We start from the raw sequence: 19304 nt of genomic DNA, 5'->3' as shown, positions 1-19304 counted from the left end.
TATCCGTTCGGTAGCCCAGAGTAGTTGCGCCAGGCCAACCTCGTAGTGTGAACGAACCAATCCAGTACGCCATGCGCCTCACCGTCGGCGCACACTCGGCTCGCCATATCCGCCGTATCGTCCGCTCGTTGCTGCACGAGTGGGAGATGGCGGAGCTGTCGGACGCGGCCGAACTGGCCGTGACCGAGCTGGTCGCCAATGTCGTACGGCATGTTCCGGACCGGCGATGCCAGCTGGTGGTGCTGCGGCAGGCGGGGGCCGGAGTGCGGGTGGAGGTGTCCGACGGGTGCTCCCGACTGCCGTCTGTGCGGAGCGAGTTGCCGCCGGAGGCGGAGGGCGGGCGTGGGCTGGTGCTGCTCGATGCGGTGGTCGACAAGTGGGGCGTGGATCGGCGGGCGGACGGTGGGAAGACCGTGTGGTTCGAGCTTTCGGGAGGGGTCCCGACCGGAGACCGGTTGAGTTAGGGCGTGAGCAGACTCGTCCCCCGGTTTGAGACCACCGCGGCTCTGATCCAGGCAACCAACGAAGTGCGGGAGCAGGTCGTGCGCGCGCTCGCCACATACATCGAACTGTCCGGCCGGATGCGGGAGTTCGAGGACACGTTCAGCGCGCAGGTGCTGCACGCCGCGCAACAGCTGCACGACATCATCGGGCAGCGCAGGCGTCTGGAGGCGGAGCTCGACCGGATCCGTACGCGGATCGAGCGGGACGGCTACGAGAGCGCCCAGGAGATCGAGGACGACGTCCACGCCGTGCTCACCGCGGAGCCGGACGACGCGGCGGAGGCGGCCCGGCATGGTGCCGTCCCCGACGCCGAGGACGAGCCGGGTGCGGGCGACGGCGACGACGGACTGGACGACGCCGCGCGCAAACGCATCGTCCGGGACTTCAAGCGCATCGTCCTGCCCTCGGTCCACGCCGACACCTCGGACGCGTCCTTCGCGGTCTTCGACGTGGCGTACTCCGCGTACAAGGCCAAGGACTACGTCGTCATGGAGGCCCTCGTCATCCAGTACCGGGGCGAGATCGGCGTGGAGGACGACGCCGGGCGGACCGTGCTCCAGGAGGAGGCCGCGGCCCGGCTGGGCGAGTACCGGGCGGCGGCGCGGCGGCTGGAGGAGCGGCTGCGGGCCGTCCGGCGGCACGTCACCGACGCCGAGGTCCACAACCCGGAGGAGACCCGGCTGCGGATGCGGCAGCGCAACGAGCAGATCCGGCGGGCCATCGACGAGGAGGCCGAGCACGTGCTGGAGCTCCGCCGCCGGCTGGAAGCACTCCTCGACAGCGCACGCGACGGATCGGACGGTACCCCCGATGAATGACAAATCACTGCGCCGCTGGTCGTCCCGCGGGCCGACGGCCCGTAGCGACGTACGCGACCTGATGAGGGAGTTCCTCAAGGAGGACGAGCAGGCCGAGACCCTGGAATGGGACTCCTTCACCACGGCCAACGGACTGCCGCACAACTGGATCTACGACCTCTTCCAGGACTCCGCCGGACGCATCTGGGCCGGCACCTGGGGCGGCGGTCTCGCCCTCTACGAGCACGGCACCTGGCGGGTCTACGACCGTCGGCACGGGCTGGCCAGCGACGCAGTGACCTGCCTCGGCCAGGACGCACAGGGGACGATCTGGGCGGGGACGAACGCCGGGCTGAACCGCCTCGACGCCGAGAGCGGCAGGTTCGTCAAGGCGGGACTGACCGGCAAGAGCATCCTGAACATCCGCTTCGACCGCGCGCAGAACCTGTGGGTGGGGTGCTGGCGGGCGACCAGTTCGGGCGGCGGTCTGCACCGGTTCGACGGGCGGAGCTGGCATTCCGTCTCCAAGAAGGACGGCCTGCCGAGCCTGGAGATCCTGAAGGTGTTCGAGGACTCGCGCGGTCACATCTGGGTGGGGACCTACGAGCACGGACGCGGCGCCGGCGTCGGCCGCTGGGACGGCCGGTCGTGGCAGCGGTTCACGCGCCGGGACGGGCTGATCAACGACTGCGTGTACTCGATGTTCGAGGACCCCGAGGGCCGGATGTGGTTCGGCACGCTCGGCGGCATCTCGGTCTACGACGGCCGGAGTTGGCACCGGATGACCATGATGGACGGTCTGGTGGACGACCGGGTCTACGCGATGTTCATCGACCGGGACGACAAGATGTGGTTCGGCACCGAAGGGGGCGTCAGCCGCTTCGACGGCACGGCGTGGGAGTCGTTCACCCGCGACAACGGCCTGGTGGAGAACCTGGTGCGGGCGATCATGCAGGACCGCGACGGGAACCTCTGGTTCGGCACGTACCCGTACGCGCCCGACGCGGGCGGCATCAGCCGGGCCCGCAAGCGCGAGAGCCGTCAGGACATCGCCGAGCTGACCCGGCGATACCTGCAGCCCGGCTCCCCCGGCTCCAGAAGGGAACTGCCCGGCGAGTGACCGCGCCGCCGCTTCACGCGCCCGGTTTCACCAGCTCCCGTTCCTCCCCGACAGCGGCCTCCTTCACCATCCGCGCCCGCGGCCCCTGGAACACGTACGCCAGCCCGAACCCGCCACCGACCACCATCGCGCCACCCACCGCGTCGAGGATCCAGTGGTTCCCGGTGACGACGATCGCCGTGAGCGTGAAGAACGGATGCAGCAGCCCCAGCCCCTTCATCCACCACTTCGGCGCGATGATCGCGATGACGAGCCCGCACCACAGGGACCACCCGAAGTGCAGCGACGGCATCGCGGCGTACTGGTTGGTGAGCGCGGTCAGGGTGCCGTAGTCCGGCTTGGAGAAGTCCTGGACGCCGTGGACGGTGTCGATGATGCCGAGGCCCGGCATCAGGCGGGGCGGGGCGAGCGGGTAGAGCCAGAAGCCGACCAGGGCCAGCAGCGTCGTGAGGCCGATGGAGGCGCGGGCCCAGCGGTAGTCGACCGGGCGGCGCCAGTACAGGACGGCCAGCACGCTCAGCGGGACCACGAAGTGGAACGACGTGTAGTAGAAGTCGAAGAAGTTCCGCAGCCAGTCGACCTTGACCACGGCGTGGTTCGCCCAGTGCTCGATGTCCATGTGCAGGAACCGCTCGAGCGACAGGATCTGGTCGGCGTGGTGCTCGGCCGTCGCCCGGCCCTCCGCATTGCTGCCGCCGGTCGCCGCGAGGCGGACCTTCTGGTAGGCGGCGTAGGTGACGCGGATGAGCAGCAGCTCAAGGAGCAGGTTCGGGCGGGTGAGGACGCGGCGCAGGAACGGCAGGAGGGGGACGCGCTTGAAGCGGGCCGGGACGGGTGCGGCGTACTCTGTGGGGATCGGTGCGCGGTAGTACGGGGATGTCCTCGACAGGAACGGGATGGCGGTGGCGGCGGCCAGGGCGGCGATCAGGACCACGTTGTCGCGCAGCGCGTACACCGCCGACATGTTCGGCAGCAGCATCTTCGCCGGGAGGGTCATCACGATGACGACGGCGACCGGCCAGACATAGCGGTCCGAGGCCCGCTTGCCGACCCGGCCGACGACCGCGAGGAGCACCCACAGGAGCTGGTGCTGCCAGGTCGTCGGGGAGACCGCGATCGCGGTGCAGCCCGTGACCGCGACCGCGAGGAGCAACTGGCCGTCACGGGCGTAGCGCACTGCCCGGCGCAGACCGAGGACGGCGACGGTCGCGCCGAGCGCCAGGAACAGGCCGATCTCCAGCGGCCCGGACAGCCCCAGCCGCAGCAGCGCACCGTGCAGGGACTGGTTGGCGAGGTCGTCCGCGGCGCCACCGAGGCCGACGCCGGCCATGTGGTGGACCCAGTAGGTGTACGAGTCGTGCGGCATCGCGGCCCATGCGAGTGCCGTGCACGCGGCGAACGTGATCCCGGTGGACAGGGCGGCCCGGCGTCTGCCGGTGAACCACAGCAGCGGGGCGAAGAGCAGCACGGTCGGCTGGAGCGCGGCGGCGAGGCCGATCAGGACGCCGCTGGCGCGCTCGCCGCGGACCGCGAAGCAGCCGGCCAGGACGAGCAGGACGGGGATGATGCCGGTCTGCCCGAGCCAGAAGGCGTTGCGTACCGGCAGCGACAGCATCAGTAGGCTGATCGCGACCGGCGCGGCCAGGATGGAGGCCCGCCAGGTCACCGGCTTCGGCAGGGCGCGGGCCACGACCAGGCCGAGCGCGACGACCAGGAGCAGGGTGCCGAAGGTCCAGCCCCAGCCGAGCGCCTGTTCGGCCGACCGGGTGAGGGGCTTGAGGACCATACCGACCACGGGGGTGCCGGTGAACTGCGTCGAGTCGTACAGCGAGCCCTTCACGTGCAGGACGCCGTTGTCGCCGACCCAGGTCTCGAGGTCTGTCAGCCGCTCTCCGCGCGGGGTGCTGAGGACGACGGCCACCTGCCGTACGGCGAGGATCGCGGCGACCAGCCACAGACCCAGGCGGGCCGCGCGCAGGCGTGCCCTGGCCGTACCGACGGCTGTCGCTCCGAACGCACCCGCCGGTCGCCCGCTGTGTTCCGCATTCGCCACGCCTCGTCGGCCTCCCGCCCCGTTCGCGAACCCTGTGGGGCTCGCACCGCCCCCGGAGAAGGACGCAGGCCATCCCCACTTCACCTGACGTCTCTTCTTCTTTTGTCTGCAAGACGATAGTCCGGGGGTGGGGAGGTTGCCTCTTCAGGGCGCGAGATGGATCACAATGCGACGGGTTCGTCGCACAAGGGGAGGGGCACAGACCATGGCGGTTCGACCAGTTGGACCAAAGGAATGGGCGACCGCACGTGTCCTCACCGTCCTCCTGGCCGTGCTGACCCTCCAGCCGGCCTCCCTGCTCGCCCCGGCGTACGCCTGCGGCTGCGGCGCGCTGATCCCGGGCGCACAGCAGAACGTCGCCGTCGACCGGGAAGTGTCCGTCGTCAGCTGGGACGGCCGGCGGGAGCAGATCGTGATGCGGCTGACGGTGACCGGTGACGCCGAGCGTGCCGCCTGGATCATGCCGGTCCCGCAGCGCGCGACCGTACGCCTGGGCGTCCCCTCGCTCTTCGACGAGCTGGACCGCGCGACGGCCCCCGTGCACCGCGACCGCCACCACTTCTGGCCCCAGGACGGCGACTGGCCGCTCGTCACCGGCGACGGAGCCGGCGGCCCCCCGCGAGGCCCCGGGGCCGGACCGCCCCAGGACGTCGGTGTGGTCGACCGCCAGCGCCTCGGCCCGTTCGACGTGGCCCGGCTGACCGCCCGCGACCCGGACGCGCTCGGCGACTGGCTGGACACCAACGGCTTCGCCCTCCCCGCCGGCCTGGAGAGCGAACTGCACCCGTACGTCGACCGCCGCTGGGAGTACGTGGCGGTCCGCCTCACCCCCAGGACCGCCGACGCACCCCTGAGCGGCGCCCTGGACCCCCTCCACCTCACCTTCGCCGCCGACGAGCCCGTCTACCCCATGCGCCTGTCCCGCACAGCGGCGACCCCGCAGTCGCTGGGCCTGTACGTCCTCGCCGCCCACCGCATGGAACCGGCCTCCGCGATCGGCGGCTCCCGCCCCCGCGTCCTCCACGCCGGCCGCGTCACCGCACGGACCGGCCCGCTCGCCGAACTCGCCGAAGGCACCCCGTTCCTCACCGCCATCGGCCAGGAGTTCCCGCGGCCCGCCGCCATCTCCGGCGACCACGTCCTGCGGCAGGCCCCGGCCGACACCGCCTTCCAGCAGGTGATCTACGAGGACCGCCTGCGCACGGTCGCCGGCATCCCGGCCTGGCTGCTGACGGTCGTCGGCGCGGTGGGCGCGGTCGTCACGGCCCTGGTCCTGATCGCCGTACGACGCTCCAGGCGGCGCCCGCTGCCGCTGCCGCCGGACGCGCCCCCCATGCCGACGCACGCACCTGGGCCGGTCGACTGAAGCGTGGGGCCGGGATCACACTGGCAGGGAAACCCGTGGTTCATGGAAACCCGTGGTTCATTCTGAACAGCCCTAGGGAAGGCAGCAGGCGCATGAGCGAGTCGCAGCGCTGGGACGACGTCGACTTCTACTTCTCCACCCACCTCTCACCGGACGACGACGTCCTGCACGCCGCCCTGCGCGACAGCGAGGCCGCCGAGCTCCCGCATGTCAGCGTCACGGCGCCGCAGGGCAAGCTGCTCCAGCTCCTGGCCGAGATCCAGGGCGCCCGGACCATCCTGGAGATCGGCACGCTCGGCGGCTACAGCACCATCTGGCTGGCCCGCGCGCTCCCCTCCGACGGCCGCCTGGTCTCGCTCGAGTACAGCCCCAAGCACGCCGAGGTCGCCACGCGCAACATCGCCCGCGCGGGCCTCGACAAGATCGTCGAGGTGCGGGTAGGCCCGGCCCTGGACTCGCTGCCCCACCTCGCCGACGAGAACCCGGCCCCCTTCGACCTGGTCTTCATCGACGCCGACAAGGCCAACAACCCGGGCTACGTGGAGTGGGCACTCAAGCTGACCCGCGCGGGCAGCCTGATCATCGTCGACAACGTCGTCCGCGGCGGCCGTGTCGCCGACGCCGACGACACCTCCCCGGACGTCCGCGGCACCCGCGCCGCCCTCGAACTCATCGGCTCCCACCCGAGGCTCAGCGGCACGGCGATCCAGACGGTGGGCAGCAAGGGTTACGACGGTTTCGCGCTGGCGCGCGTGCTCGCGTAGGGCCTGTCCGGCGCTCAGGCCTCGTGATAGAAGCCGACGTTGACGCTGCGGGGGGCGGTGCGGTCCACGATGATCAACTCGCCGCTGCCGCCCCTCGGCAGCGGCACGGTCCCGCCGTAGCCCAGCGGCTGCGCATGCTCGCCGACCGTCAGCCGCACCTCGGAGGACGGATCGGGCTGCGAGCCGCGCAGCCAGGTCACCTGCCAGGAGCCGTCCGGGCCGCACAGGAACTCCAGGTGGACCCGGGAGACGAACAGCCAGTCGTCGGGCGTCGACAGCCTGCACACCGACTTGTCCCGGCCCACCCGCAGCACGGCGCCCGGGTCACTGGGCGAGTCGGCCATGAGCATGCCGGCCGTGGCGCCCGCGTCCGCCGCGGAAACGGCGGCCATGGTGAGTTCGAGCACGTCGCGCTCCTCGTGAAGTGTCCCTACCTGGCCGCCGAATGATAAATCGCCCGGCCCCACCGCGTCCGGCACAATGGACTCATGACCGAGCGAAAGCCACCGGGTGTGCCGTTCGAGTCCTGGGTCGACAAGCAGATCCGAGACGCCGAGGGGCGCGGCGAGTTCGCCCAACTGCCCGGCGCGGGCAAGCCGTTGCCGTCGGGTTACGACACCACGTACGACGAACTGTGGTGGATCAAGGAGAAGATGGCCCGCGAGGGATGGTCGGTGCTGCCGCCGAGCCTCGCGCTGCGCAAGGAGGCGGAGGACGCGCTGGCGTCCGCGCTGGTCGCACCGTCGGAGCGGATCGCCCGGAAGATCATCACGGACGTCAACGTCAAGATCCGCGAAATGATGTACAAGCCGCCGCCCGGTCCCCCGCTCGGGATGAAGCCGTACGACGTCGAGGACGTCGCACGGCAGTGGCGGGAGCGCCGAACGGCGGATGGCTCAGTCGACTCAGATACCTCAGATGCGTAGGAGCCGTTCCGCGAGCTCGCGGTAGTCGCGCAGGGCGAGACGCAGTTGCTCGGTGTCGGTGCTGGCCACGGACTCCTCGGCCTCGGCGGACTGCCAGGTCCTGCGCAGGGTGCGCCGCCGCTGGGTCAGGGAGTCGGTGACTCGGCCGGTGATCTCCTCGACCACCCGGTCGACCTCCTCGACGGAGGCCCGGGGCGCGTCGACGAATCCGGAGACCGCGTGCTGAAGGCGCTCCGTGAGCTTGTCACGCTCGTCGTGCGGGAGGAGCGGGGTTGTCGCGGATGTCGCGGTTGTCGCTTCCGGCATGTTCTTCAAGTCCTCAACTCCTTTGCAGCTGGTGCGTGTCGACGAGGTCCTCGAACAGCTTCCGCGCCTCGATCAGGGCCTCCCGCATCTCCTCCGTGCCGGCGCGGGCGTCGCCGTCGGTGCCCACGCTGGCGTTCGCGACGCGGTGGATGCGCCGGTAGCCGTGCACATGGTCCGCGTGGTGCACGGACAGCGCGGCGAGCTGTTCGTCGTAGTGCTTGCCGTCCGGGAATCCGCGGACGGCCGCGATCTCGGCCAGCAGCCGATCGGCCTCGGTGACCGCCACGCGCGGCGATTCGACGAAGTGCTCCTGTACGGCCGTCCAGCGGGCCGCGTACTGGTCACGCACGGCAGGCTCCAGCGGCTGCTCCCGCAGCGCACCGTGCCGCTCCACCCGCTCGGCCAGCTCGCGCTCGGCGGCCTGCCTGTCCCCGTCGTGCCGGGCCACGGTCCTGTCGTACTCGGGCCCGAAGCGCTTCTTGAGATCCCTGCCGCCGCCGAACGCACCCCGGCCGCGCAGGGTCAGATAGACGGCCGCGCCGATGACGGCGACCGCCACGATCACGATCAGAGCGATGATCACGCCAGACATGAATGCCTTCCGGGTTCTCGACCCACCCGACTCTCCCTACGAGCCGGTCCACAGCCCGAGTTGCCCCAACCCCCCACCTCAAACGGCGGCCCCCGACAATGACAGCCATGACCTCCTGGACCGTCGCCCCCGAACCCGTCGACTCCCCCACCGCCGCCGCGCTCTGGCGGGCGTACTACACAGAGGTCAGCGACCGCTGGTACCTCCTCCACGAGGGCCACCGCACCGACCCGGCAGAACTGGAGCGAGAGATCGCCGCGGATACGGGCGCCGAACTCGTCCCGCCGACTGGCCAGTTGCTCGTTGCCCGATACGAGGGCGAGCTCGCGGGAACAGCAGGCATACGACTGCTGGACTCAACGACCGCCGAGCTGAAACGGGTCTTCGTGCGCGAGGACATGCGGGGCAAGGGCGGCGCCCCACTCCTAGTGCGGGCCGCGGAGGATGCCGCCGCAGCCCTGGGCGCCGAACGCATGATCCTGGACACCCGCCACGACTTGGTCGAGGCCCGCACCCTCTACACGCGCCTCGGCTACGAGGAGACGGAGCCGTACAACGACGACACGTACGCCGAGCATTGGTTCAGCAAGAAACTCAAGGGTGACTGCACGCCCTAAGGGGCGCGGGGAACTGCGCGACCAGCCACGACGAACCCGCAGCCGCCGACGCACAGAAAGCCCCCCCGCCCCGCTACGCGGACTTCCGTACCCGCAGCGACCAGGACGTCATCGCCCCCCACGCGAGATCTTCACCTTCGACCGCGAGAAGCCCGGCGCGAGGAATCGTGACGACATCCTCGAAACGTCCCGAGTGTCTTGTCAGCACCTGCCGTTCCTTGCCCTCAAAACTGTAGAGGGCAAGACAACCGCCGGCCGATCCGAATTCGACGGAAACCTCGACACCGGGCACGCCGACGGAGAAGAACCGCGACGCTTCCGCCGTATTCTCCGAGGCCAGTTCGGGCAGGGAATCCAGGGCGAGAAAGCGAACATTCCAGCGCCCCGGACTGCGTACCCCTCCGTCGATACGGATACGGGGGTAGATCCCCACGGGGAACAGAACGTGGGCCCGCCCACGCCCCACCCCCGAGCGCCCGAGGAATTCCTCTTTCCGCTGTCGGCCGTTCTCCCGCACTACGTACATCTGGAAACCAGGGGCCAAGAATCCGGCCCACGCCTCCAGGATCACGCGTCCACCGGATCCACCGGACAGCCCGTCCGGAACTTCAAGCACATGTTCGCCACGGCCCGTGAACTCCGGACCGCCATCGCCGCTACCCACCACGAACCCCTCCACCCCCTCCAGGAGACAGCGTGGCGATCAGCCTAGGACACGAACCGCCGCCGGCGATCAACTCACCCGCCCCGCCGCCCCGTTCCGCGGCCGCTCCCGTTCCGACCCGCACAGCTCCTCGTTCAGCTCCTTGACCAGCTGGGTGAGATCGGTGGGCCGGTCGGAGGTCCACCAGTTGCCCAGGAGGTCCGCGAGGGAGTCCTCGCGGGCCTGGGCGAGGCGTTCGGCGATCGCGCGGCCCCGGTCGGTCAGCACGAGGTCCATCCCCTCACGGACGGCCAGCCTCCGCTCCTCGACCTGCCGCGCGGCCTCGAGGATGACGGTGAGCGGCACGGAGCTGCGCTCGGCGAGAACACCGGGTTCCGCCCACCCGTACTTCTTCATCCGCAGCAGCAGCCAACTCGCCGCCGGCAGCAGGTCGTACCCCGCCCGTTCAGTGATCGTGCGATAGATCTCGCGCCGCCCCTCCCGCGTACCGAGCACCGACAGCGCCCGGCACACCTCGTCGTACGACGACCGCTCGACCGGATTGCTGGCGAGCGTCTCCGTGAGGTCGGGCGCCGTCACCGACCCCCGCAGCCGGTCCTCCTTGAGGAACCAGGCCAGCACGAAGCCGAGGAGGGCGACGGGAGCGGCGTACAGGAAGACGTCGGTGATGGAGGACGCGTACGCGCCGAGCGCCGACGGCCGCAGCGCCGCGGGCAGTTCCGCGATGCCGCGCGGGTCGGCCTCCAGTGCGTCCACCGAGACACCGGGCGGCAGTTGAGCCCCCCGGAACGCGTCCGTGAGCTTCTCGCCGAGACGCCCCGCGAAGATCGTGCCGAAGATCGCCACGCCGAACGACGCCCCGATCGACCGGAAGAAGGTCGCACCGGACGTGGCGACGCCCAGATCCTCGTACGACACCGCGTTCTGCACGATCAGCACCAGCACCTGCATGACCAGGCCGAGACCGAGACCGAAGACGAAGAAGAACGTGCTCATCTCGGCCGTCGAGCTGTGCTCGTCGAGCTGGTGGAGGAGGAGCAGACCCAGCGCCGTGACGCCGGTGCCCGCGACGGGGAACACCTTCCAGCGGCCGGTGCGGCTGACGATCTGCCCGGACCCGGTCGAGGCCAGCAGCATGCCGAGCACCATCGGCAGCATGTGCACGCCGGACATGGTCGGGCTGACGCCCTGGACGACCTGGAGGAACGTCGGCAGATACGTCATCGCGCCGAACATCGCGAAGCCGACGATGAAGCTGATGACGGCGGAGAGGGTGAAGGTGCGGATGCGGAAGAGTTTCAGCGGGAGGACCGGTTCCGCCGCCTTCCGCTCCACGGCCACGAACGCCACCGCGAGCACGACCCCGAGCACCGCAAGACCCACGATCTGCGGCGAACCCCAACTCCACGTCGTACCGCCGAGAGAGGCCACCAGTACCAGGCAGGTCGCGACCGACGCGATCAGGAACGTGCCGAGGTAGTCGATGACGTGCTTGGCCGCCCGGTGCGGGATGTGCAGGGCCGTCGCGATGACGGCGAGCGCGACGACGCCGACCGGCAGATTGACGTAGAACACCCAGCGCCAGCTCAGATGCTCGGTGAACAGCCCGCCCAGCAGCGGCCCGAGCACACTCGTCGCGCCGAAGACCGCGCCGAACAGCCCTTGATAGCGCCCGCGTTCACGCGGCGGCACGAGGTCGCCCACGATCGCCATCGACAGCACCATCAACCCGCCGCCACCGACGCCTTGTAGCGCTCGGAACGCGATCAGTCCGAACATACTTTGCGCCATTCCGCACAACGCCGATCCGATCAGAAAGATCACGATCGCGATCTGGAACAGCCGCTTCCGTCCGTACTGGTCACCGAGCTTGCCCCACAGCGGAGTAGCCGCGGTCGACGCCAGCAAGTACGCGGTGACCACCCACGACAGATGATCCATGCCGCCGAGGTCGCTGACGATGGTGGGCAGCGCGGTCGACACGATGGTCTGGTCGAGGGCCGCGAGCAGCATCCCGAGGAGCAGGGCGCCGATCGGGACGAGGACGTTCACGGAGACGTTCTCCCGGGCGGCGACCCCCTTCTTCGGGGGCCGCTCCCAGGGTTGTCCATCTTCCACATTCCCCGTCCTACCGTGCGTGTCCCCGGCCATGAAGACCTCCCGCGGCTCTCGTTACTCCTCCATCCTGGCCGGTGTGACCGGTTATGGCCTGTTCAATCCAGGTGGAATGAGTTATTCCGGGGCGTGTGTGGGACGTGTGGAGGAAGGGTCTGCATAATCGCTTGAGTTCGCAAGGGGAGGAACGAAAGCGTGGCAGAGTCAAAGGGTCACCAATGCCCGGAATGCGGGGCGCCCAGGGGACCCGACAACACCCCGTCCTGCGCCTGCACCGAGCGCGCGGCCGAGGCGCTGCGCGATGTGCGTACGGCGGAGGCGGCCGCGGCGGAGGACTTCGATCCGCTGCGCATCCGGCCGTACGTCGAACTGGAGGGCGCGGCGGAGGTCCCACCCAGAGCCGCGGACCCGCACGTCACGATGCCGCTGCCGGCCGTACCGCCGACTCCACCGGCACCGGCACCGGCTGGCACCGAGCCCAGTGACGCCGACCTGAGCCTGTTCACAGGCGGGCCGGGCGCCTTCGAGGGCACCCCGGACGCCCTGGACGCCCTTGACGCCCTGGACGAGGAACAGCCCCGCCGCCCCCGCCGCACCCTCATGTTCGGCGTCGCGGGCGTCCTCGTCACCGTCGTCACCGCGGCGGGCCTGGCAAGCGGCGTCTTCTCGTACGACACCCCCACCCGGGACCAGGCCGCGCCCGAGGAGGTCCGGGCGAGCGTGCCGGACACGACACCCTCGTCCGAGTCACCGTCCGCGAGCACGCCATCCGCAACCCCGACGTCCGCGGCACCGTCCCCCAACCCCACGGGAAACGGCTCCCCCTCACCGACCCCGACCCGCCCGAACACCCCCGCACCGACCCCGACCGGCGCCCCCGACCCGACGCCCACCACCGCCCCGACAGCCACCCCGACCAACTCCGCCGGCGCCCCGGAAAACGGCCGCGAAGCCGAACCCCCCGTCCTCAGCCGCGGCGACGAGGGCCCAGAGGTACTCGAACTCGAACTACGCCTGACCCAGGCCGACGTCTACACGAGGGAAGCCAAGGGCACCTACAACGAGGGCGTCGAGGACGCGGTCCGCCAATACCAGCTGTGGCGGGGCATCGTCCCGAAGGACTACGGCGTCTACGACCTCGAGACACGGGAACGCCTGGAGTCAGAGACACAGGAGCCGTAACTCGTAGACCGACTCACCCTGCAGGCAGCCGCGCCGCAAGGGGCAGCGCCCACCCACCAAGCTGCGGGCAGCCGTGCCGCCTGGGGCGGCGCCCACCCACCAAGCTGCGGGCAGCCGTCCCGCCCAGCTGCGGCTCCCGCCCTCCCGCCAAGCTGCGGGCAGTCGTGCCGCCTGGGGCGGCACGGGTGGGCGCAGGCGGCACCCCGTCAGCGCCGGGCAGCGCGACCCACCCCCGGCCCACTGCAACCCGCGCACCTCACAGCACCGGCGCCCTACCCGACGTACACCCGCAGCGTCCCGTCCCCCACGCCCTCCACACGCACCTGCGTAAGGTCCCGCACCACCACATCCGGCCCATGGACCCCGGCCCGCGCCCCGACCCCCACAACCCGCATCCCCGCAGCCCGCCCCGCCTGAATACCCGCCCCCGAGTCCTCGAAGACAATGCAGTCGGCAGGGGCAACACCCAACTCCGCCGCACCCTTGAGGAACCCCTCCGGATCGGGCTTACTCGCGCCGACAGACTCGGCAGTGACCCGCACATCGGGCAGAGCAAGACCCGCCGCAGTCATCCGAGCCGTGGACAGCGCAACGTCCGCAGAGGTGACAAGCGCATGCGGCAACCCCCGCAGCGAGGCCAGAAACTCGTACGCGCCCGGAATCGCGACGACGCCGTCCACATCAGCCGTCTCCTCGGCGAGCATGCGCGCATTGTCCGCATGGTTACGCTCCACCGCCCGCTCCGGCAGCAGCAACGCCATCGTGGCGTGCCCCTGCCGACCGTGCGCGACCTTCATGACCTCGTCCCCATCGAGCCCGTTCCGCTCGGCCCAGCGCCGCCAGATCCGCTCGACGACGGCATCGGAGTTGACGAGGGTGCCGTCCATGTCGAGCAGCAGGGCACGGGCGGTGAGCACGGTCGTGGCCGTCATCGGCAACTCCAAGGCGCGGAAGAGGAAGAGCAGAAGGAGAAGGAGAAAGGGAAGGCTGGCCCCCGAAGAACGACAAGAACAAAGCGGGCCCGCCCGCCGGTCAGGGAAAACGGGCGGAGCCACTTTGTTTCTCCACGGTACAAAATCGGACCCGTTCCCGCCACCACCTTCGAGAAGCGTTCACCGACCGTTCAGCTCACCCGGCCACCGCTTCCCAGAGACTCCACACCCCGAGCCCCAGCATCAGCAGCGCCGCGATCTTGGTGATCAGCGCCAGCGGAACCCGCTTCATCAGGGCCTTTCCACCGACGATGCCGAGCCCCGCGACCGCCCACAGCGCGAGCACCGCACCGAGCCCGACAGAGAGCGGGTCGTCGTACCGGGCGGCGAGATTCGCCGTCATGATCTGCGTCAGATCACCGAACTCGGCGACCAGGATGAGCATGAACCCGGCCCCGGACACCTTCCAGAAGGTCTGGTTCTCCGGCTTGCGGACCTCCGCCTCGTCCTCGTCCTTCTTCATCAGCAGCACGGCCGCCCCACCGAGGAAGAGCACGCCGGTCAGGGCATGCAGGATCTGCTGCGGCAGCAGCGTCAGCACACTGCCGGCCGCCACGGCGAGCGCGACATGCAGCGCGAACGCGGCGGCGACGCCGGCGAAGACGTACGAGGCGCGATAACGGGTGCCGAGGACGAGCCCGGCGAGTGCGGTCTTGTCCGGCAGTTCGGCGAGGAAGACGACGCCGAACACGACGGCCGTCACGGTCAAGCTGATCAAGGTTCCTCAATCGGTCGGGGCTGCCCCACCGAGAGTGCTGCACATCCTGCGAAGACACCCCGGCACGGCAGCGCACGGTCGGTGCACTGCTTGCCGAAGGTCTCGCCGGCTAGCCTCACGCATGAGGCTAGCCTCCGGGCTCCGGCTCAGACGAGCTGAGGTTCCGGCGAAGAGCTACTCCGTTACTCAAAGTCTCAGTGACTTTCAGCATCCCAGGCGTTTCCGTCTGGAAGGTCCGTGACGGTGTCACCAGAGCGCGAGTTGCGCTTCGGTGTCCTGACGACGGTCTCCCGTTTCCTTCTGCCGCGGGTGCGGCAGGCTTGCGCCACCTGCCCGCCCGCCTCGGCCGGTGTTCCGGCCGAGGCGTTGGCGGCGAGTCTTACGGTCGGCTCCACGGGGCTTCGACACGCGTGGCGTGTCCTGGTCTCCGGCCACTCCGGTACCAGTGGTGACGGCCGCCACGCGGGCGACCAGGTTGCGGGCCGCGTTCTCGTCCCGGTCCATGACCAGGCCGCAGGCGTCGCAGGTGAAGACTCGGACGTGCAGCGGCAGCTTGGCTTTCACCGCGCCGCAGTCCGAGCAGGTCTTTGAACTGGGATACCAGCGGCCCGCCACGACGGTGCGGCAGGCATTGCGTCGGCCCTTGTAGGAGAGCTGGCGCCGGATTTCCCCGAACCCGGCATCGGCCACGCGGCGGGCGAGCCGCTTGTTACGGAGCATGCCGGCGACGTTGAGGTCTTCGACCACGACGGTGCCGTACTCGGCGCGTACGCGGGCGGTGAGTCTGTGCAGCGCGTCGGTGCGCAGGTTTGCCACCCGGTGGTGGATCTTGTTGCGCTCGGCGTTGGCCTTCTCCCACCGTTTCGACGGCTTCTGGCCGGTCCTGCGGTCCGGTCCCTGCCGCCGGGAGGCCCGGCGGGAGTGGAACCTGAGCAGCTTGAGGCTGCCGTCCAGGTGCTTGGGGTTCGGCACGTAGCCGATCTCGCCGAAACTGTCGGCCAGGACTGCCGGGTGCTTGACGCCCAGGTCGATCCCGACTGCGACATCCGGCCGGGCCACGCGGGTGATCTCACGGACGGTCTCCACCTGGAAGGAGACAAACCAACGCCCCCGCTCGTACCGGACGGTCGCGGACAAGATACGCGCTATGCCGGGCTGGATGCAGGTCAGGAGCTTGATCGTGGGTTCGTGGGTACGGATTGCGCCCAGCCGAGGAAGAGTGACATGTCGGCCGTCCCGTTCGACGCGGATCGTGCCGGTGGTGAACCGGCAGGTCAGGCGGGCTTTCCGCTTCGGCTTCCGGCGCGGGACACCCACCCGGCCGCCCTTGCGTTTGCCCTGTTTGGACTTGGCGTAGTTGTCGAACGCGGCAGCTGCGTTCGCGAGGCCGGTGCTGTAGGCCTCCTTGGAGTTCTCCTCCTACCAGTCCGCGAATCTCGGGTCGGTGGTCTTGACCCTGTTGAACTCCTTGCGCAGCGCAGGCAGCGACCACGACCGCCACGGCGTCAACTCCTCCTCACCGATTGCGTAGGAGGCTTCGGCCTTGCGCTGCCACCACGAGGCAGTCACCCACGACACGGCCCAGTTGTAGGCGGCGCGAGCGGCACCGCAGTGCGAGCGCAGCGCCTGCTCCTGCCCGGCGTTCGGATCGAGAGCGAACTTGTAGGCCTGCACCACGAAACCGGGCCGTGGCCGGAACTTCCCGCTCACTCGACACCCCCCGGTCCGAAGATCCCCTCACCCGCACCCAACGAGCACTACACCCAAAGGTCACGCATTCGAAGAGGGAACTCTCGTTCCCGGCAAGGGGGTGCCATTCGTCGCCCGGGACCACCAACGGACCAGAAAGTTCCGCTCTCAACCTTGATGTGTCATGCGCACGTCACTAGCTTCTTACCGAACGAACACCCGAACGCAACACGGCGTCGCGAGCATGTCCTCGCTCGCGCCCAACACCCCCACGACCCAAGGGAGTTCGCATGCCGAAGTTCTACGCGCGTCGACGCCTCAGCATACTCGCGGCTTTCACCGGACTCATAGCCTCGGTCGGGCTGTTCAACGGCCCGACCGCCTCCGCCGCCCTCCCCACCCCCGTCAGCGGCGCCACCGCGCGCAGCTACCTCGCCCAGCTCACCGTCACCACCGAGGACCGCACCGGGTACAACCGTGATCTGTTCCCCCACTGGATCACCCAGTCCGGCGCCTGCAACACCCGCGAGGTCGTCCTGAAGCGCGACGGCACGAACGTCGTCCAGGACTCCTCCTGCGCCGCCACCAGCGGCCGCTGGGCCTCCCCCTACGACGGCGCCACCTGGACCGCCGCCTCCGACGTCGACATCGACCACCTCGTTCCGCTGGCCGAGGCCTGGGACTCCGGTGCCGACAGCTGGACCACCTCCCGCCGCCAGTCCTTCGCCAACGACCTGACCCGCCCGCAGCTCATCGCGGTCACGGACAACGTCAACCAGTCCAAGGGCGACCAGGACCCGGCCACCTGGATGCCGTCGGTCTCCTCGTACCGCTGCACCTACGTCCGCGCCTGGGTCCAGGTGAAGTACTACTACGACCTCTCGGTCGACTCCGCCGAGAAGAGCGCGCTGACGAACTACCTGTCCGGCTGCTGACCGACGTACCGACGGAGTTCGGCAAACCGTGATCTGCGGAACCTCCCCGCTGACCTCCGTCGTTCCGTACCGTACGGGGCGACGGAGGAGGGCATGAGGTGGCCGAACTGCGCCTGGGACCACTGCTGAGATACGCCGACGGCTCGTCCGCGACCATCTGGGTCGAGGCGGGCCGTCCGTGTACCGCCGAGGTGCGCTGCGCCGACGGCACACGCGGCGAGTCCCCCACCTTCCAGATCGCGGGGCACCACTACGCGCTCATCGAGGTGAACGGCCTCACTCCGGGCACGTCGCAGTCGTACGAGGTGTTCCTCGACGGCGCGCGCGTGTGGCCGCTGCCCGACTCCCGTTTCCCGCCCTCCCTGATCCGCACACCGGCCGAGGACGACGCCGTCCGTGTCGCGTTCGGCTCCTGCCGCTGGGCCGCCCCGCCCGCCGACGAGGACGACCCTGTCGGCCCCGACGCCCTGGACACGCTGGCCGCACGGATGGCGGCCGACCCCGACGGCGAACGGCCCGACGTACTGCTGCTGTTGGGCGACCAGGTCTACGCCGACGAGGTCTCCAAGGCCACCCGCCGCTGGCTCGCCGCCCGCCGCGATCTGCGCGAGCCGCCCGGCAGCGAGGTCGCGGACTACGAGGAGTACACGCGCCTCTATTACGAGTCGTGGCTCGACCCCGAGGTGCGGTGGCTGCTGTCCACCGTGCCCAGCTGCATGATCTTCGACGATCACGACGTCATCGACGACTGGAACACCTCCGCCGCCTGGCTCGCCGACATGCGGGCCACCCCGTGGTGGCGCGAGCGGCTGCTGAGCGGCCTGATGTCGTACTGGGTCCACCAGCACATCGGCAACCTCTCCCCGGCCGAGCTGGCCGACGACCCGCTGTACACGGCCGTACGCGAGACACCCGACGGTACGGACGCGCTGCGCGCCTTCGCCGCCAAGTCCGACGCCGACCCGACCACCGTCCGCTGGAGCTATCGGCGCGACTTCGGCCGCGTACGGCTGCTGATGGTGGACACCCGCGCGGCCCGCGTCCTGGAGGAGGGGAGCCGCGCGATGCTCGACCCGGGCGAGGAGCGGTGGCTGCGCGAACAGGCGCTGGAGGAGCCCGGTTCGTACGACCACCTCCTCATCGGCACGTCCCTGCCCTGGCTGCTGCCGCATCTGGTGCATGACGCCGAGGGGTGGAACGCGGCCCTGTGCCGGGGCGAGAAGGGCGCGCGCTGGGCGAGGTTCGGGGAGAAGATGCGCCGGGCGGCGGACCTGGAGCACTGGGCGGCGTTTCCGGCGTCCTTCAACGCGCTGACGGAGCTGATCGCGGAGGCAGGGTCGGGGGACGGTGCGCCGGCGACGGTGTGCGTGCTGTCGGGGGACGTCCATCATGCGTACGTCGCCGAGCCGACGTGGTCCGCCGGCGGTCCCGACGCCCGTGTGTTCCAGCTGACCTGCTCCCCCGTCCACAACGCCATCCCCAGCGCCATCCGCGTCGGCTTCCGCTTCGGCTGGTCCGCCACCGCCCGCGTCCTCGGCCGCCGGTTCGCCGGACACGGCAAGGTACCCCGGCCACCGATCGACTGGCGGCGCACCGGCGGGCCCTGGTTCGGCAACCAGCTCATGACCCTGACACTGCGCGGACGTTCCGCACGGCTGCGGCTCGATCAGGCCCGGGCGGAGAAGGCGGGCGGGGCGCGGCTGAAGACGGTGGAGGAATCACAGCTGACGCGGTGAAGGGGCCGGTTCGCGCGGGATGCGGTGCAGTGCCCGTGATGCGGCGCCGCGCGATGACCATGGGCCGCCGATGCCGTGGTCCCCATGATGCCCGCGATGCTGCGGATGCCCTTGATCCCCGCGATGCCTCTTATCTGCCTGATGCCCGTGATGCACGTGAGGCGCCCCACACTCCGTGACCCCGAGGCTCGGATCTTCCCTCTCCCGACGGCATGATGAGGCGGACCG

At 70.0% G+C, this 19304-nt stretch carries 18 protein-coding genes and 2 pseudogenes; 10 read left to right on the top strand and 10 right to left on the bottom strand.

The annotated features are described in order from the left end of the window. Nucleotides 1–71: 71 nt before the first annotated feature. From OG828_RS34575 to OG828_RS34565, 3 genes are read left to right on the top strand one after another with little or no spacing between them, the layout of a single operon-like run. Nucleotides 72–464, top strand: a complete 393-nt coding sequence (locus OG828_RS34575; RefSeq protein ID WP_328504992.1) for an ATP-binding protein — start codon at nt 72–74, stop codon at nt 462–464. Between the two features lie 3 nt (nt 465–467). Beyond that, the gene (locus OG828_RS34570) at nt 468–1322 is read left to right on the top strand and encodes a hypothetical protein (RefSeq protein WP_328503374.1); all 855 of its coding nucleotides are present in this window, start codon (nt 468–470) and stop codon (nt 1320–1322) included. Then, nucleotides 1315–2421 carry a ligand-binding sensor domain-containing protein gene (locus OG828_RS34565; RefSeq protein ID WP_328503373.1) on the top strand — a complete coding sequence of 369 codons (1107 nt, stop codon included), beginning with the start codon at nt 1315–1317 and terminating at the stop codon, nt 2419–2421. The genes OG828_RS34570 and OG828_RS34565 overlap by 8 nt, the downstream gene beginning before the upstream one ends. A gap of 13 nt (nt 2422–2434) precedes the next feature. Here OG828_RS34565 and OG828_RS34560 read toward each other — a convergent pair whose 3' ends face one another. Next, complete coding sequence (locus tag OG828_RS34560) at nt 2435–4474, bottom strand: bifunctional glycosyltransferase 87/phosphatase PAP2 family protein (RefSeq protein ID WP_328503372.1); 2040 nt, start codon at nt 4472–4474, stop codon at nt 2435–2437. A gap of 205 nt (nt 4475–4679) precedes the next feature. Between OG828_RS34560 and OG828_RS34555 the strand changes: the two genes are divergently transcribed. Both OG828_RS34555 and OG828_RS34550 read left to right on the top strand, forming a co-directional pair. Further along, nucleotides 4680–5840 carry a DUF2330 domain-containing protein gene (locus OG828_RS34555; RefSeq protein ID WP_328503371.1) on the top strand — a complete coding sequence of 387 codons (1161 nt, stop codon included), beginning with the start codon at nt 4680–4682 and terminating at the stop codon, nt 5838–5840. 92 nt (nt 5841–5932) lie between these two features. After that, nucleotides 5933–6604 (top strand): O-methyltransferase, encoded by a 672-nt coding sequence (locus OG828_RS34550; RefSeq protein WP_328503370.1) that lies wholly within the window; start codon nt 5933–5935, stop codon nt 6602–6604. A 14-nt stretch (nt 6605–6618) separates the two neighbouring features. Here the strand turns inward: OG828_RS34550 and OG828_RS34545 are convergent, their stop codons facing one another. Further along, nucleotides 6619–7011: a hypothetical protein gene (locus tag OG828_RS34545; RefSeq protein WP_328365492.1), complete on the bottom strand. Its 393-nt coding sequence runs from the start codon at nt 7009–7011 to the stop codon at nt 6619–6621. Nucleotides 7012–7092: 81 nt separating this feature from the next. Here OG828_RS34545 and OG828_RS34540 point away from each other — a divergent pair, with 81 nt between their 5' ends. Continuing rightward, nucleotides 7093–7530 (top strand): J-domain-containing protein, encoded by a 438-nt coding sequence (locus tag OG828_RS34540; protein ID WP_328440916.1) that lies wholly within the window; start codon nt 7093–7095, stop codon nt 7528–7530. On the opposite strand, the pseudogene OG828_RS34535 reads toward OG828_RS34540, so the two are convergent. After that, nucleotides 7519–7821, bottom strand: a pseudogene (locus OG828_RS34535) (hypothetical protein); the annotation flags it as partial. The gene OG828_RS34540 and the pseudogene OG828_RS34535 overlap by 12 nt on opposite strands. A 28-nt stretch (nt 7822–7849) precedes the next feature. Further along, nucleotides 7850–8428, bottom strand: coding sequence for a hypothetical protein (locus OG828_RS34530; RefSeq protein WP_328365486.1), 579 nt, complete (start codon nt 8426–8428; stop codon nt 7850–7852). Nucleotides 8429–8526: 98 nt separating this feature from the next. On the opposite strand from OG828_RS34530, the gene OG828_RS34525 reads away from it, so the two are divergent. After that, entirely contained in the window at nt 8527–9045 is a 519-nt protein-coding gene (locus OG828_RS34525) for a GNAT family N-acetyltransferase (protein ID WP_328503369.1), read from the top strand. Between the two features lie 73 nt (nt 9046–9118). Here OG828_RS34525 and OG828_RS34520 read toward each other — a convergent pair whose 3' ends face one another. Both OG828_RS34520 and OG828_RS34515 read right to left on the bottom strand, forming a co-directional pair. Further along, the gene (locus tag OG828_RS34520) at nt 9119–9724 is read right to left on the bottom strand and encodes a hypothetical protein (protein ID WP_328503368.1); all 606 of its coding nucleotides are present in this window, start codon (nt 9722–9724) and stop codon (nt 9119–9121) included. Between the two features lie 54 nt (nt 9725–9778). Next, nucleotides 9779–11860, bottom strand: coding sequence for an MDR family MFS transporter (locus OG828_RS34515; RefSeq protein WP_328503367.1), 2082 nt, complete (start codon nt 11858–11860; stop codon nt 9779–9781). Nucleotides 11861–12019: 159 nt separating this feature from the next. Between OG828_RS34515 and OG828_RS34510 the strand changes: the two genes are divergently transcribed. After that, the gene (locus tag OG828_RS34510; protein WP_328503366.1) at nt 12020–13006 is read left to right on the top strand and encodes a peptidoglycan-binding protein; all 987 of its coding nucleotides are present in this window, start codon (nt 12020–12022) and stop codon (nt 13004–13006) included. Between the two features lie 272 nt (nt 13007–13278). On the opposite strand, the gene OG828_RS34505 is transcribed toward OG828_RS34510, so the two are convergent. The 4 genes and pseudogenes from OG828_RS34505 to OG828_RS34490 all read right to left on the bottom strand — a co-directional run bounded on the left by OG828_RS34505 (nt 13279) and on the right by OG828_RS34490 (nt 16426). Next, the gene (locus OG828_RS34505; protein WP_328503365.1) at nt 13279–13938 is read right to left on the bottom strand and encodes an HAD family hydrolase; all 660 of its coding nucleotides are present in this window, start codon (nt 13936–13938) and stop codon (nt 13279–13281) included. Between the two features lie 196 nt (nt 13939–14134). Further along, nucleotides 14135–14716 carry a TMEM165/GDT1 family protein gene (locus OG828_RS34500; protein ID WP_210582640.1) on the bottom strand — a complete coding sequence of 194 codons (582 nt, stop codon included), beginning with the start codon at nt 14714–14716 and terminating at the stop codon, nt 14135–14137. A 246-nt stretch (nt 14717–14962) separates the two neighbouring features. After that, nucleotides 14963–16120 (bottom strand): annotated as a pseudogene (gene tnpB / locus OG828_RS34495) (IS607 family element RNA-guided endonuclease TnpB); the annotation flags it as partial. Nucleotides 16121–16135: 15 nt separating this feature from the next. Next, nucleotides 16136–16426 carry a helix-turn-helix domain-containing protein gene (locus tag OG828_RS34490; RefSeq protein WP_328503364.1) on the bottom strand — a complete coding sequence of 97 codons (291 nt, stop codon included), beginning with the start codon at nt 16424–16426 and terminating at the stop codon, nt 16136–16138. A gap of 269 nt (nt 16427–16695) precedes the next feature. Between OG828_RS34490 and OG828_RS34485 the strand changes: the two genes are divergently transcribed. After that, nucleotides 16696–17340 carry an HNH endonuclease family protein gene (locus OG828_RS34485; RefSeq protein ID WP_328365464.1) on the top strand — a complete coding sequence of 215 codons (645 nt, stop codon included), beginning with the start codon at nt 16696–16698 and terminating at the stop codon, nt 17338–17340. Between the two features lie 98 nt (nt 17341–17438). Continuing rightward, nucleotides 17439–19076: an alkaline phosphatase D family protein gene (locus tag OG828_RS34480; protein ID WP_328503363.1), complete on the top strand. Its 1638-nt coding sequence runs from the start codon at nt 17439–17441 to the stop codon at nt 19074–19076. Nucleotides 19077–19304: the final 228 nt, after the last annotated feature.

It is taken from the genome of Streptomyces sp. NBC_00457, assembly GCF_036014015.1.
Classification (GTDB): domain Bacteria; phylum Actinomycetota; class Actinomycetes; order Streptomycetales; family Streptomycetaceae; genus Streptomyces.
The sequence above is the reverse complement of the archived record's forward strand: the minus strand, read 5'-3'. Positions and strand labels throughout refer to the sequence as shown.